Raw genomic sequence first — 13,942 nt, forward strand, 5'->3', positions numbered from 1 at the left:
CCCGGTGGTTCATTCGGGCTTGATGCCCGCCTGGCGGATCAGGGTGCGCCAGTGGTTCAATTGGTCGGCCACATAGGTGGCGAACTCCTCGGGCGTCTTGCTCGGCCAGACCTGGAAGCCGATCAGCGCCAGCTTGTCCTGCGTGTCCTTGTCGGCCAGCACGGCCTGCAGCTCGGTGTTCAGCCGGTTCACCACGGCGGGCGGCATGCCGGCCGGGCCAAAGATGCCGTTCCAGGAGGTCAGATCGAAGCCCTTGGCCGTCTGGCCGATGGGCGGCACACCCGGCAGCAGCGGCGAGGGCTGGGCCGTGGTGATGCCCAGGGTTCGCACCTTGTCGCTTTTCAGCATGCTCATGCCCGAGCCCAGGTCGGCCACATAGACCTGCACCTGCCCGCCCACCAGGTCCGTCATGGCCTGCGGGCTCGACTTGTAGGGCACGCTCAGCAGGTCGATGCCGGCAATGTGCTTGATGCTCTCCATCGCCACCAGCGAGGTGCTGTTGGGCGTGGCGTAGCTGAGCTTGCCGGGGTTGGCGCGGGCGTGGGCGATCAGCTCGCCCAGGGTCTTGGCCGGCACCGAGGGGTGCACGGCCAGCGCGAACGGCAGCTCGCCCACACGGGCCACGGGCGTGAAGTCCTTGATCGGGTCGTACTTGAGGGCGGTGTAGAGCGCCGGGTTGGCCGAGTGCGAGGTGTTCGTGGTCATGAACAGCGTGTAGCCGTCGGGTTTGGCCTTGGCGGCGATCTGCGCGGCCACCTGGGCATTGGCGCCGGGCTTGTTGTCCACCAGCACCGGCTGCTTGAGGCGCTCGGCCAGCTTCTGGCCCACGGTGCGGGCCACCGAATCGGTGCCGCTGCCGGCCGCGAACGGCACGACCAGGGTGATCGGGGCGCTGGGATAGGCGCCAGCGGGCTGCTGCGCGATGGCCGGCAGGGTGGCTGCGGCCACCAGGGCCGCAGCCAGCCAGCGGGCTCCAAAGGGATACTGCATGTCTTGTCTCCTGGATCGTTGGTCGACGCCCCTGTGCCGGGGCTGGGTCGCATCTTGGCGGCGGCAGCCATTTGCGTCCAATTGGACAATTGGACCGATCCATTCGCATTGCGAATCGTTGACCACAGCAGCGGGTTGGTCGCAGGCGGGCAGGCGCACAGCGCACAATAGGCGCCTTTGCCCGCCGCCCCACCGGGGCCGCACGAGGCGTCTGAACACCCACCCGATCAGGCTGCAGCCCACAACAGACAAGGCCATGCAGCTACCAAAAGGAGAGTCATTGAGTTTGTCACCCGCCCTCACCGTCCTGCACGACGTGTTCGGCTACGAGCAGTTCCGGGGCGCCCAGCAGGACATCGTCGAGCATGTGATCGGCGGCAGCGACGCCCTGGTGCTCATGCCCACGGGCGGCGGCAAGTCGCTGTGCTACCAGGTGCCGGCCATCGTGCGCCAGCGCCAGGGGCGCGGCGTGACCATCGTCATCTCGCCGCTGATCGCGCTGATGCACGACCAGGTGGGTGCCCTGCACGAGGCCGGGGTGGACGCGGCCTTCCTGAACTCCACACTGAGCTTCGACGAGGCCCAGGACGTGGAATTCCGCCTGCAGACCGGCGCCATCACCCTGCTGTATGCAGCGCCCGAGCGGCTGAACACACCGCGCTTCCTGGGCCTGCTTGACAGCCTCTACAGCGGCGGGCACCTGTCGCTCTTCGCCATCGACGAGGCGCATTGCGTGAGCCAATGGGGCCACGACTTCCGGCCCGAGTACCGGGCCCTGTCGGTGCTGCACGAGCGCTATGCGGGCGTGCCGCGCATCGCGCTCACGGCCACGGCCGACGAGCTCACGCGCGCCGACATCATCGAGCGCCTGCAACTCGAAGACGCGCGGCTGTTCATCAGCAGCTTCGACCGGCCCAACATCCGCTACACCATCGTCGAGAAGAAGGACGCCACCACACAGCTCCTGCGCTTTATCGAGCGCGAACATGCGGGCGAAGCTGGCGTGGTGTACTGCCAGTCGCGCAAGCGCGTGGAAGAGCTGGCCGCCACGCTGAGCGATGCCGGCCTTACCGCCCTGCCCTACCACGCGGGCCTCGACACCAAAGTGCGGCAGAAGAACCAGGACCGCTTCCTGCGCGAGGAAGGCGTCGTCATGGTGGCGACCATCGCCTTCGGCATGGGCATCGACAAGCCCGACGTGCGCTTTGTCGGCCATGTGGACATGCCCAAGAACATCGAGGGCTACTACCAGGAGACCGGCCGCGCGGGCCGCGACGGCCTGAACGCCGACGCCTGGATGGCCTATGGCCTGGCCGACGTGGTGAACCAGCGCCGCATGATCGACGAGAGCCCCGCGGGCGAGGAGTTCAAGCAGGCGCTGCGCGGCAAGCTCGATGCGCTGCTGGCATTGGCCGAGGCCACCGACTGCCGGCGCGTGCGCCTGCTGGCCTATTTCGGTGAGGAGTCCACGCCCTGCGGCAACTGCGACAACTGCCTCACGCCGCCGGCCATCTGGGATGCGACCGACGCGGCGCGCAAGCTCTTGTCCACCATCTACCGCGTGCAGCAGGCCAGCCGCATCGGCTTTGGCGCGGGCCACATCATGGACATCCTGCGCGGCAAGAAGACCGAGAAGGTGGTGCAGTTCGGGCACGAGAAGATCTCCACCTTCGGCATCGGGGCCGACCTGTCCGAGCCCCAACTGCGCGGTGTTTTGCGCCAGCTGATCGCCACCGGCGCCCTGGGCCTGCAGAAGGTCATGCTCGACAGCGGCCACAGCTTCGACACCCTGTGCCTGACCGAGGGCTCGCGCGCCGTGCTCAAGGGCGAGGTGCCGGTGCAGCTGCGCGAGTCGGTTTCGTCCGCGCCGGCCAAGCGCACGCGCAAGGGCAGCGCGCCGCCAGCGGCTGCCGCCAACCTGGGGCCCGACGCACAGGTGCGTTTCATCAACCTCAAGGCCTGGCGCGCCGAGGTGGCCAAGGAGCACAACCTGCCGGCCTATGTGATCTTCCACGACGCCACGCTGGCCGCCATTGCCGAGCGCAACCCGGCCACGCAGGACGACCTGCAGGGCATCAGCGGCATGGGCGCCAAGAAGCTCGAGGCCTACGGCAGCGAGGTGCTGCGCGTCTGCGCGCAGTAGCCACGGGTGCTCACCGGCCGGGCTTCTTGCCCGGCAACAGGGTCGCGGTGATGGCCCGGCCGATCTGCTCGAAGGCCTTGCCGGCCTCGCCATGCTCGTCCAGGCCTTCGGCGCAGGTGGCCACCACGATGGCGGCACGCCCGCCGTCCTGCGGGTTGACCACGCCCATGTGGCAGGCCCGGTGCAGCTGGGTGCCCGTCTTGTGGATGAAGCGCTCGCTGCGTGGCAGGCCGGCTTCGAGCCGGTAGGCATCGTAGGTGGCGTACTTGAGGTCGGTGAACAGGCGCTGCTGGTGCGCGGGCGACACCAGCTGGCCCCGCACCAGTTTCTCCAGCATGTCGCCGTAGGACGTGAGCGGCGCTGAATTGAGGCCGCGCGCGTAATAGCGCCTGTAGGCCTCGTCCATGGTCTGCACACGGAAATCCGCCTTGTCCACCCCGATGGTGCGGGCCAGCGCGTCCACGCGCTGGGGCCCCATGGGTGCGGCGGCCAGGCGCACCAGGTCCATGTTGCCCAGGGTGAGCGCATCGGGGTGCAGCTCGGCATACACGTCGTAGCGCACCTGCGCGAAATTGGTGATGCGCTCGAAGCCCTTGTTGCCCAGCAGCTCGCGCGCGCGGCGGTTGAGCGCCTCGTCGCCGATGGTGCGCATCAGCATGTTGGCCGCCGTGTTGTCGCTCTCCATCAGCATGCGCTTGAGCAGTGCGTCCACCCGGTAGCGCGTGCCGGTCTTGTTCCAGACCACGTTGCCCGAGCCGTCCACCTTGTCCGTGTCCAGCAGCGTGGCCTGCTCGGCCAGGCTGTGCCGGCCCTGCTCGACCTCCTGCAGCACCGCAATCGCCACCGGCAGCTTGGCCGAGGAGCCCAGGTACCAGGGCCGATCAGCCTGGTAGGACAGCACCTCGCCGTTGTCCAGCCGCTTGACGTAGACCCCGAGCTGGCCGGGCGTGGCCGCGTCGATGCGTTCGATCTGCTGGCGCAGCGCGTCGCTCCAGGCGGCGCCTTGCGCCGCCAGGCTAGCGCTCGCCAGGATCAGCGCGGTGCACCACGCGCGCCACGGGGGGACACTCTGGGTCATGGGTTCGTCCGTCGGTCAGCAGGCCAGACTGGCACAGGGCCGCCCCCACATCGCGCAGGGCACGGTCTGAACGCGCGCTGGACAGCTCTCCACGCGTGCAGGCGACCACGATAACGCGCCGGTCCCGGCCCAGGCGTGGGACAGTGACCAATCCGGAGTCGCAGGTGCGCGCCCTTTGCGTGCCGGTCTTGTGCGCAAAGCGCGCCGTCTTGGGCAGGCCGGCCTGCACGCGGTGCACCCCGGTCTGCACGCGTTCCATCACCGACAGCAGGTAGCGCGTGTGCCCGGCATTGACGATCTTGCCGCCCACCAGCAGCTCCAGCAGATCGGCATAGGCATCAAGCCGGCCCGAATTGAGGCCCTCGGCATAGTAGGCCTCGAAGGCCTCGCCCACGCTGGGCAGCCGGAAGGACGCGACCGGCACCTGCAGCAGGCGCGACAGCACCTGCAGGCGGTCCGCATCGCTGCGCTGCTGCTTGATCACCAGGAAGTCATGGCCCGACAGGTGCGAGGCCTGCGGCGTGAGCTGGCCATAGGCATGGCGACGCACGTCAGCCAGGCTCGTGATGCGCTCGAAGCCCTGGGGCACGAGCTGCTGCACCAGGGCGTTCACTGCGCGGATGCCGACCAGGCCGATCAGCATGTCGCTGGCCGTGTTGTCGCTGTAGATGAGCATCTGCTCGAGCAGGTAGCGCACGCTCAGCGCCCGGCCCACGGGCTTGGCGTTGGTCTGGCCGGCACCGTCCACATAGTCCGAGGCGCGCACGCGCAGCGGGGTGTCGAGCGTGAAGTCACCGCGCTCCACGGCCTGCAGCACCGCCAGCGCGACCGGCACCTTGACGGTGGACGCCAGGTACCAGCGCTCCATGCCGCGGTGCGACACGGCAATGCCCGTCTCCAGATCGCGCACGTAGACGCCGATGCCGGCCGTGTTCTGCGCCGCGACCTGGACCAGCTCGGCCTGCAGCAGCTCGGGCCAGGCCGGAGGCGGGGACGGGACGCCCTGGGCGCGCGCAGCGCCCGCTGCCAGGGCCAGCGCAAGCAAAAGGGCCGGTACAGGACGGGCGATGGCGGGCACCTCCGTAAACCTGCAACGGTACACCCCGGCCCTGGCGCGGCCGGTAACACTGTGTGATCCCGAGGGTTACCGCATGCGCGGGCTCAGGGCTCCTGCAGCAGGGGCGAGCGCAGGATGAGCTGCGCCGTGGCGAACAGATGGGCGTCGATGGCGGCAAAGGCGCGCGCCTTGTCGCGGGCCAGCGCGGCCTCCATGATCTGGCGGTGCTCGCCACGCACGTCACGCTGGTCCGTGCCCAGGGGCACCGACAGGCGCCGGTAGCGCTCGCTCTGGCGGTACAGCATGTCGCGCATGCGCAGCAGCCACTGGTTGGGGCATGCGCCAACCAGGGCCTCGTGGAACTCCCCATGCGCCTCGTTCCAGGCAGCGGTGGAGCGCGCCTCGGCCTCGGACGGCAGGGACTGCAGGCGCTCCATGCGGTGGGCCGCCGCGACGATGCGCGTCTCCCACTCCACGCCGCCATGGTCCATGGCCTGGCCCAGGCACAGGGATTCCAGCTCCACCCGTGCGCGGGTCAGGTCCAGCAGCTCCGCCCGGCTCACCGGGCTCACGCGGTAGCCGCGGTGCGACTCGCCCATCACCATGCCCTCGGCCCCCAGGCGCGACAGCGCTTCGCGCACGGCGCCCAGGCTCAGTTCCAGCCGCTCCTCGATGGCCTTGATGTTGAGCTTGGCGCCCGGCGGCAGGCGCCCGTCGAGGATTTCGGCGCGGATCAGGTCGCACGCCGTCTCGGCCTGGGTGCGCTTGGGGAGGGTGGTCAGCATGGCGGCTCTATCTTATCCGGGAATCTACCAACACACTAATAATAGATTATTCGATCAAATATATATCCAAGCGGCCGGGGCGGTGGTCCCGCGGCCGGCCACCAGGAGAACTGATGAAATTGCTTCGCTTCCAATCGTCCGGCCGCAACGGCTGGGCCGTGTGCCACCCCGCCACCGGTGCATGGCATGGCTGCACGCAGGGCGCGCCCGCCTACCCCGGCGATGTGGACCAGCTGCTGCGCGAAGGCCGCACCGCGCTGGACGGCGCGGCCGCCACCATGGCCCGCCAGCCCGTGGTGGACCTGGCCGCCGTGCAGCTGCTGGCCCCCGTGGCCCGCCCCGCCAAAATCATCTGCGTGGGCCTGAACTACCGCGACCACACGGCCGAAAGCGGCTTCGTGCAGCCCGCCTACCCCACCCTGTTCGCGCGCTTCAACTCCAGCGTCATCCCGCACGGCGCGCCGCTGCTGCACTCGCCCCTGTCGGATTCACTGGACTTCGAGGGCGAGCTGGTCGCGGTGATTGGCACCGGCGGCAGCCGCATCACCCGTGAGGACGCCCTCTCGCACGTGCTGGGCTATTCGGTCTTCAACGACGCCAGCGTGCGCGAATACCAGTTCAAGACCCCGCAATGGACCATGGGCAAGAACTTCGACGGCACGGGCGCCTTCGGCCCCTGCCTGGTCACGGCCGACGAGCTGCCCCCGGGGGCGCGCGGCCTGCAGCTGGAAACCCGGCTGAACGGCCAGACCGTGCAGTCGGCCAACACCGACGACATGGTGTTCGACATCGAATCGCTGATCGTCACCATCAGCGAGGCCATCACGCTGGAGGCCGGCGACCTGATCGTGGCCGGCACGCCGGCCGGCATCGGCCATGCGCGCGAGCCGCGCCTGTACATGAAGCCCGGCGACACCTGCGAGGTGGAGATCGAGCGCATCGGCCTGCTGCGCAACCCCGTGCAGTCCCAGCATGCCAGTGCCCCCCGCCCGTCCGAACCCGCCATCGCTTGACCGAACACACCCAAGGAGACAGCCATGCCATTGAACCGATTGCTGCGCGCCACCCTCGTCGGCACGCTCACCGCCCTGGCCGCCCTCGGCGTCCAGGCCCAGGACGTCAAGGCGCGCACCGCGCGCTTCGGCCATGGCCTGGCCGACAACCACCCCGCCGGCCTGGCGGCCAAGCAGTTCGCCGCCGACATGGACAAGGCCACCGGCGGCAAGATGAAGATCACCGTGATCGCCAACCAGGCCCTGGGGCCGGACCCGCAGATGCTGGGCGCCCTGCAGGGCGGCGTGCAGGAGTTCTACACCGGCAGCGCGCTGGCACTGCTCGGCCAGGTCAAGGAACTGGGCTTCCAGGACGTGCCCTTTTTGTTCAACACCGAGGCCGAGGCGCACGCTGTGTTCGACGGCCCCGTGGGCCAGTACCTCAACACCAAGCTCGCCGGCGTGGGCATCCACGTGCTGGGCTGGTGGGAAAACGGCTTTCGCCACATCACCAACTCGCGCCGGCCGGTAAACAAGATCGACGACCTCAAGGGCCTGAAGCTGCGCACCCAGCCCAACCCGCTCACGCTCGATGCCTTCAAGGCCATCGGCGCCAACGCCTCGCCCCTGCCCTGGTCGGAGCTCTTCGTGGCACTGGAAACCAAGGCCTTTGACGGGCAGGAGAACCCCGTCGTGCTGATGTACACCCAGCGCTTCTACGAGGTGCAGAAGTACATGACGCTCTCGGGCCATGTCTACTCGCCGCTGATCTTCGCCGTGTCCAAGAAGTACTGGGACAGCCTCTCGGCCGACGAGAAGCAGATGATGACCACTGCCGCCAAGAGCGCCACGGCCTACCAGCGCAAGACCACCGCGGCCGAGGCCGGCGCCGCGCTGCAGGGCATGAAGGACAAGGGCATGCAGGTGACGCAGTTCTCCGAGGCCGACCTGCAGGCCATCCGCGACAAGGTGCCGCCGGCCATCGCGCCGCACCTGGAGAAGATCGGCCCCGAGTTCATGGCCCTGGTGCGTGGCGAGATCGCCAAGGCGCGCGCCGCCGGCAAGCCGCAGTGAGCGCAGTGAACGACATGCCCCAGCGCCCGCCCCTGCCCCCCGCCTTCCTTGGTGCGCTGGAGACGCTGCTCGGCCCGCGCCTGTCCACCAGCCCGGCGGTGTGCGCGCACCACGGGCGCGACGAGTCGATCTTTGCGGCCATGCCGCCTGACGCCGTGGTCCATGCACGCACGCAGGACGAGGTGGTGGCCATCGTGCGCCTGTGCCGCGACCATGGCGTTCCCCTCGTGCCCTATGGTGCGGGTTCGTCGCTCGAAGGCCACACGCTGGCCACCCAGGGCGGCCTCACGCTGAACCTGCAGCAGATGGACCGGGTGATCGCCATCCACCCCGAGGACCAGACCGCCACCGTGCAGCCCGGGGTGACGCGCAAGGCGCTCAATGCGGAACTGCGCGACACCGGCCTGTTCTTTCCCATCGACCCCGGGGCCGACGCCACCATCGGCGGCATGTGCGCCACACGCGCCAGCGGCACCAACGCCGTGCGCTACGGCACCATGCGCGAGAACGTGCTCAACCTCACCGTGGTCACGGCCGATGGTGAGGTGGTCAGGACCGGCCAGCGCGCGCGCAAGTCGGCCGCGGGCTACGACCTCACGCGCCTGTTCGTGGGCTCGGAAGGCACCCTCGGCGTGGTGGTGGAGGCCACGGTGCGCCTGTACCCGCTGCCCGAGAGCGTGATGGCCGCGGTCTGCGCCTTCCCCGACATCGGCGCCGCCGTGCAGGTGGTGGTGCAGACCATCCAGCTCGGCGTACCGATCGCGCGCTGCGAGTTCGTCGACGCCACGGCCATCCGTGCGCTCAACGGCTACAGCCGCACCGGCCTGCCCGAGCAGCCCCACCTGTTCTTCGAGTTCCACGGCAGCGAGGCCGGCGTGAAAGAGCAGGTTGCCATCGTGCAGGCCCTGGCACAGGACGGCGGCGGCGCCCAGTTCCAGTGGGCCAGCAGCCCCGAGGAACGCACCCGCCTGTGGGAGGCACGGCACAACGTCTACTTCGCCGCGCTGCAGCTGCGCCCGGGCTGCCGCTCGGTGGTCACCGATGTCTGCGTGCCGATCTCGCGCCTGGCCGAATGCGTGGGCCAGACCGCGCAGGACCTGCAGCAGTCGGGCATGCTGGGCCCCATCGTGGGCCATGTGGGCGACGGCAACTTCCACGTGCAGATGCTGGTGGACGCCGCCGACCACCAGGAGGTGGAGCAGGCCGAGGCGCTCAATGCCCGGCTGGTGCGGCGCGCGCTGGCCATGGAGGGCACCTGCACCGGCGAGCATGGGGTGGGCCTGCACAAGCAGGGCTTTCTGCTCGACGAGCTGGGGGCCAGCTCGGTGGCTCTGATGCGCCAGATCAAGCACGCCATGGACCCGCACAACCTCATGAACCCCGGCAAGGTCTTCGCGTTCTGACGCGGCCTCCCCGCCCTTTCTCCCACTTTCCATGAAGCAACTCATCCACTGGTATTTCAAGGCGCTGGAGGGGATCGTCGTGCTGTGCCTGGCCGCCATGTGTGTCATGGTGTTCGGCAACGTGGTGCTGCGCCATTTCTTCGATTCGGGCATCAATGTCTCCGAGGAGCTGTCGCGCTTCCTGTTCATCTGGCTGATCTTCCTGGGCGCCATCCTGGCGATGCGCGAAGGCGGCCACCTGGGCATGGACATGCTGGTGCACCGCCTCTCGGGCAAGGCACTGTTCGCGGCCGTGCTGCTGGCCCAGTGCATCACGCTGGCCTGCTGCGGCGTGCTGCTGTGGGGGTTGCTGCGCCAGCATGCGCTCAACATGGCCAACTCCGGCCTGGTGACCGGCATCTCGCTGGGCGTGGTGTACTCGGTGGCCTACCTGTGCGCGGCGTCCATCGGGGTCATGACCGTGGCCAACATCGCGCGGCTGCTCAGCGGCCGCGTCAGCCCGGCCGCCCTGGTCGCCGTGAGCGAAGAAGGGGCCTGACATCATGGTCGTCGCCGTCTTCGTGCTCTCGCTGCTGGCTGCCATGGCGCTGGGCGTGCCCATCGCCTTTTCGCTGATCGCCTGCGGCATGGCCATGATGTTCTACATGGACCTGTTCGACGCGCAGATCATCGCGCAGAACATGCTGTCCGGGGCCGACAGCTTCCCGCTCATGGCCATTCCCTTCTTCGTGCTCGCGGGCGAGCTCATGAACGCCGGTGGCATCTCGCGGCGCATCGTGGACGTGGCCAGCGCCTGGGTCGGGCACTTCAAGGGGGGCCTGGGTTACGTGGCCATCTTCGCCTGCGTGGTCATGGCCTCGCTCTCGGGCTCGGCCATCGCCGACACGGCCGCCGTCGCGGCGCTGCTGATCCCCATGATGCGCAAGGCCGGCTACGACATCCCGCGCGCCTCGGGGCTGATCGCCTCGGGCGGCATCATCGCGCCCGTGATCCCGCCGTCCATCGGCTTCGTAATGCTGGGCGTGGTGGGCAACATCTCCATCACCCAGCTGTTCATCGCCGGCATCGTGCCGGGCTTGCTGATGGCACTGGCCCTGGTGTTCACCTGGATCTACCAGTCCCACCGCGACGGCATGCCGCGCGGCGAGCGCATGCCGCTGCGCCGGCGCCTGTCGGCCACCATCGCCGGTTTCTGGGCCCTGCTGCTGCCCGTGCTCATTGTGGGCGGGCTCAAGGCGGGCTACTTCACGCCCACCGAGGCGGCCGTGGTGGCCGTGTTCTACGCACTGTTCATCGGCTTCGTGGTGTACCGCGAGCTGCGCTGGTCGCAGCTCTACGGCCTGCTCCTGGCCAGCGCCAAGACCTCGGCCGTGGTGATGTTCCTGGTGGCGGCGGCGCAGGTCTCGGCCTGGCTCATCGCCGCGGCCAACATCCCCATGGTGGTGGCCGACATGCTGCAGCCGCTGGTGGGCAGCCCGGTGCTGCTGATGCTGGTGATCATGGCGCTGGTCTTCGCCGTGGGCACGGCGCTCGACTTCGCGCCCACCATCCTGATCCTGGTGCCCGTGCTGATGCCCGTGGTGCGCATGGCGGGCATCGACCCGGTGTACTTTGGCGTGCTGTTCATCATGAACAACGCCATCGGCCTCATCACCCCGCCCGTGGGCACGGTGCTCAACGTCGTCTGCGGTGTGGCGCGCGAGCGCATGGAGCCGGTGATACGCGCCGTCATGCCCTACCTGCTGGCACAGACGGCGGTGCTGCTGCTGCTGACGCTGTTCCCGCAGCTGGTGATGGGACCGCTGCGCTTCTTCACTCGGTAAGGGGCGCCGCGGGCGGGCAGGCCAAGAAAAGGCCCGCCGGCCGTCGCACAAGCGGGCCTGGCGGCGCCACAATGGCACCCATGCTGACCCTCCAAGACATCCATGCCGCCGCCGCCCGCGTCCAGGGCCATGTGCTCGACACGCCCTGCGTCGAGTCCAAGACGCTCTCGCAGATCGTGGGCGCGCAGGTCTTCCTCAAGTTCGAGAACCTGCAGTTCACCGCCTCCTTCAAGGAGCGCGGCGCCTGCAACAAGCTGGTGCAGCTGAGCGCCGAGGAGCAGGCCCGCGGCGTGATCGCCATGAGCGCCGGCAACCATGCCCAGGGTGTGGCCTACCACGCGCAGCGCCTGGGCCTGCGCGCGGTGATCGTGATGCCGCGCTTCACCCCGGGCGTGAAGGTGCAGCGCACGCGCGGCTTCGGCGCCGAGGTGGTGCTGCACGGCGACACCCTGGAGGAAGCGCGCGCCCATGCCTACCACCTGGCCGGTGAGCGCAGCCTGACCTTCGTGCACCCCTACGACGACGAGGCCGTGGCCGCGGGCCAGGGCACGCTGGCGCTGGAGATGCTGGCCGCCGTGCCCGACCTGGAGACCCTGGTGATCGCGGTGGGCGGCGGGGGCATGATCGCGGGCGTGGCCACGGCGGCCAAGGCGATCCGCCCGGGCATCGAGGTCGTGGGCGTGCAGACCCGGCGCTTCCCGGCCATGGTCAACGCCATCCAGGGCACGCAGCACCCGCAAGGCACCTCGACCATCGCCGAGGGCATCGCCGTGGGCACGCCGGGCAAGATCACGCAGGAGATCATCGAGCACCTGGTCGATGACCTGCTGCTGGTGGACGAAGGCGACATCGAGCAGGCCGTGCTCATGCTGCTGGAGATCGAGAAGACCCTGGTCGAAGGCGCAGGCGCCGCCGGCCTGGCGGCGCTGGTGCGCCACCCCGAGCGCTTTGCGGGCAAGAAGGTCGGCCTCGTGCTCTCGGGCGGCAACATCGACCCGCTGCTGCTGGCGGCCATCATCGAGCGGGGCATGGTGCGCTCGGGCCGGCTGGCGCGCGTCAAGGTCAGCGCGCGCGACGTACCCGGCGTGCTCGCCCGCATCACGGCCATGGTGGCCGACACCGGCGCCAACATCGAGGAGGTGCACCACCAGCGTGCCTTCACCATGCTGGCCGCACAGAATGTCGAGATCGAGCTGGTGCTGCAGACGCGCGGCAAGGAGCACATCGAAGAGGTGCTCACGCACCTGCGCGAAGGCGGCATGGAAGCCGGCTTGATGTAACCCCCTGAGGCGCTACGCGCCTTCCCCCTACAGGGGGACGCCCCCAGCGCAAAAGCTGGATACGCCGCCTTCGCGGCGGGGCGGCCCTTGCGCGGGGGCACTGGCCCAGGCAGCGCCAATTCCGCGGCTCCTGGGAGTAACAGCAAAGGGGCTTGCGACACGGTCAATCAGAAAGCAAGGGCCGTTTTAAATACACCGGCTAGAATTGGCCAAGTTTTAAGCACCTGGAGCCCCGCCATGTCCGACCACAACACCTCGCACGCCCCTGAAGAACATTCGGCCGACGCCGTGGAAAACGTGGTGCCATTGATGCCCATCGTGCTGCCTGTCGTGGGCGGCATCATGATGTTCCTGCTGGCATTCATTGCCGTGAACATGGCCTGATCGCCGCGGAGCGCCTTGCACGCCCCCTGGCAAGCCCCGCGCAGCGGGGCTTTTTTTTGCCTGTTTTTTCATCACCCTCAACCGCCAGGAGTTCGCCATGAGACCCGGAAGCGCATTGGTTCTTTTCTCCGGTGGACAGGATTCCACCACCTGCCTGGCATGGGCGCTCAGGCATTTCGCCCATGTCGAAACCATCGGCTTCGACTATGGCCAGCGCCACCACATCGAGCTGGCCGCCCGCCAGACCGTGCTCTCGGCCCTGCGCGAGCGCTTTCCCGAGTGGGCCGCCCGCCTGGGCGAAGACCACATGCTCGACCTGGCCGTGCTGGGCCGCATCAGCGACACGGCCCTCACCAGCGCCACCGAGATCCAGATGACCGCGGCCGGCCTGCCCAACACCTTCGTGCCCGGGCGCAACCTGCTGTTCTTCAACCTGGCAGCCGCCGTGGGCTACCGGCGTGGCCTGCACACCCTGGTGGGCGGCATGTGCGAGACCGATTTCTCGGGCTACCCCGATTGCCGCGATGACACCTTGAAGGCCCTGCAGGTGGCCGTGTCGCTGGGCATGGGCCAGCGCTTCACCTTCGAGACGCCGCTGATGTGGCTGGACAAGGCCGAGACCTGGCAGATGGCCCAGGACCTGGGCGGCCAGGCCCTGGTGGACCTGGTGCTGGAGGAGTCCCACACCTGCTACCACGGCGTGCGCGGCGAGCGCCACGCCTGGGGCTACGGCTGCGGCAGCTGCCCGGCCTGCGCGCTGCGCAAGGCCGGCTACGAGCGCTGGACCGCCTCCGCGGGGAGCTGAAAGGCCCCAAAAGGTCCGCATAACCCTATGCTTTTTTTGCATTGTTTTAGGACCTTTCTGACAGACAAATTGGCGGCAGATTCATAAAATCGACATCCCAGCCGACCCGCGGAATCCGTGGAACCCGT

The 13,942-nt window shown here is 68.6% G+C and carries 13 protein-coding genes; 9 read left to right on the forward strand and 4 right to left on the reverse strand.

All coding sequences use genetic code 11. The annotated features are described in order from the left end of the window. Positions 1 to 9: 9 nt before the first annotated feature. Positions 10 to 990: a tripartite tricarboxylate transporter substrate binding protein gene (locus tag HNP48_RS01350; RefSeq protein WP_184855049.1), complete on the reverse strand. Its 981-nt coding sequence runs from the start codon at positions 988 to 990 to the stop codon at positions 10 to 12. Positions 991 to 1,276: 286 nt separating this feature from the next. On the opposite strand from HNP48_RS01350, the gene recQ reads away from it, so the two are divergent. Next, a complete protein-coding gene (recQ, locus tag HNP48_RS01355) occupies positions 1,277 to 3,133 on the forward strand; it encodes a DNA helicase RecQ (RefSeq protein ID WP_184855640.1) in 1,857 nt (618 codons plus the stop codon). 10 nt (positions 3,134 to 3,143) lie between these two features. Here the strand turns inward: recQ and HNP48_RS01360 are convergent, their stop codons facing one another. The 3 genes from HNP48_RS01360 to HNP48_RS01370 form a co-directional block, all read right to left on the reverse strand. Beyond that, positions 3,144 to 4,211 carry a serine hydrolase gene (locus tag HNP48_RS01360; protein ID WP_184855050.1) on the reverse strand — a complete coding sequence of 356 codons (1,068 nt, stop codon included), beginning with the start codon at positions 4,209 to 4,211 and terminating at the stop codon, positions 3,144 to 3,146. Further along, positions 4,150 to 5,289, reverse strand: a complete 1,140-nt coding sequence (locus HNP48_RS01365; RefSeq protein ID WP_311773789.1) for a serine hydrolase — start codon at positions 5,287 to 5,289, stop codon at positions 4,150 to 4,152. Before HNP48_RS01365 ends, HNP48_RS01360 begins: the two co-directional genes overlap by 62 nt. Before the next feature lie 83 nt (positions 5,290 to 5,372). Beyond that, entirely contained in the window at positions 5,373 to 6,053 is a 681-nt protein-coding gene (locus tag HNP48_RS01370) for a GntR family transcriptional regulator (protein ID WP_184855052.1), read from the reverse strand. A gap of 113 nt (positions 6,054 to 6,166) precedes the next feature. On the opposite strand from HNP48_RS01370, the gene HNP48_RS01375 reads away from it, so the two are divergent. The 8 genes from HNP48_RS01375 to queC all read left to right on the forward strand — a co-directional run bounded on the left by HNP48_RS01375 (position 6,167) and on the right by queC (position 13,814). Then, complete coding sequence (locus HNP48_RS01375; protein WP_184855053.1) at positions 6,167 to 7,066, forward strand: fumarylacetoacetate hydrolase family protein; 900 nt, start codon at positions 6,167 to 6,169, stop codon at positions 7,064 to 7,066. Positions 7,067 to 7,090: 24 nt separating this feature from the next. Beyond that, positions 7,091 to 8,119 carry a TRAP transporter substrate-binding protein gene (locus tag HNP48_RS01380; RefSeq protein WP_184855054.1) on the forward strand — a complete coding sequence of 343 codons (1,029 nt, stop codon included), beginning with the start codon at positions 7,091 to 7,093 and terminating at the stop codon, positions 8,117 to 8,119. A 14-nt stretch (positions 8,120 to 8,133) separates the two neighbouring features. Continuing rightward, on the forward strand, positions 8,134 to 9,522 hold the full coding sequence (locus tag HNP48_RS01385) for an FAD-binding oxidoreductase (RefSeq protein ID WP_184855641.1): 1,389 nt from the start codon (positions 8,134 to 8,136) through the stop codon (positions 9,520 to 9,522). A gap of 31 nt (positions 9,523 to 9,553) precedes the next feature. Next, positions 9,554 to 10,060, forward strand: coding sequence for a TRAP transporter small permease (locus tag HNP48_RS01390; RefSeq protein ID WP_184855055.1), 507 nt, complete (start codon positions 9,554 to 9,556; stop codon positions 10,058 to 10,060). A 4-nt stretch (positions 10,061 to 10,064) separates the two neighbouring features. Then, a complete protein-coding gene (locus HNP48_RS01395; RefSeq protein WP_184855056.1) occupies positions 10,065 to 11,345 on the forward strand; it encodes a TRAP transporter large permease in 1,281 nt (426 codons plus the stop codon). A gap of 80 nt (positions 11,346 to 11,425) precedes the next feature. After that, positions 11,426 to 12,625, forward strand: a complete 1,200-nt coding sequence (locus tag HNP48_RS01400; protein ID WP_184855057.1) for a threonine ammonia-lyase — start codon at positions 11,426 to 11,428, stop codon at positions 12,623 to 12,625. A 237-nt stretch (positions 12,626 to 12,862) separates the two neighbouring features. Then, positions 12,863 to 13,009: a hypothetical protein gene (locus HNP48_RS01405; protein WP_184855058.1), complete on the forward strand. Its 147-nt coding sequence runs from the start codon at positions 12,863 to 12,865 to the stop codon at positions 13,007 to 13,009. A 97-nt stretch (positions 13,010 to 13,106) separates the two neighbouring features. After that, positions 13,107 to 13,814 carry a 7-cyano-7-deazaguanine synthase QueC gene (queC, locus tag HNP48_RS01410; protein ID WP_184855059.1) on the forward strand — a complete coding sequence of 236 codons (708 nt, stop codon included), beginning with the start codon at positions 13,107 to 13,109 and terminating at the stop codon, positions 13,812 to 13,814. Positions 13,815 to 13,942: the final 128 nt, after the last annotated feature.

Origin of the sequence: Acidovorax soli (genome assembly GCF_014207955.1) — a bacterium.
Classification (GTDB): Bacteria; Pseudomonadota; Gammaproteobacteria; order Burkholderiales; family Burkholderiaceae_C; genus Acidovorax; species Acidovorax soli_A.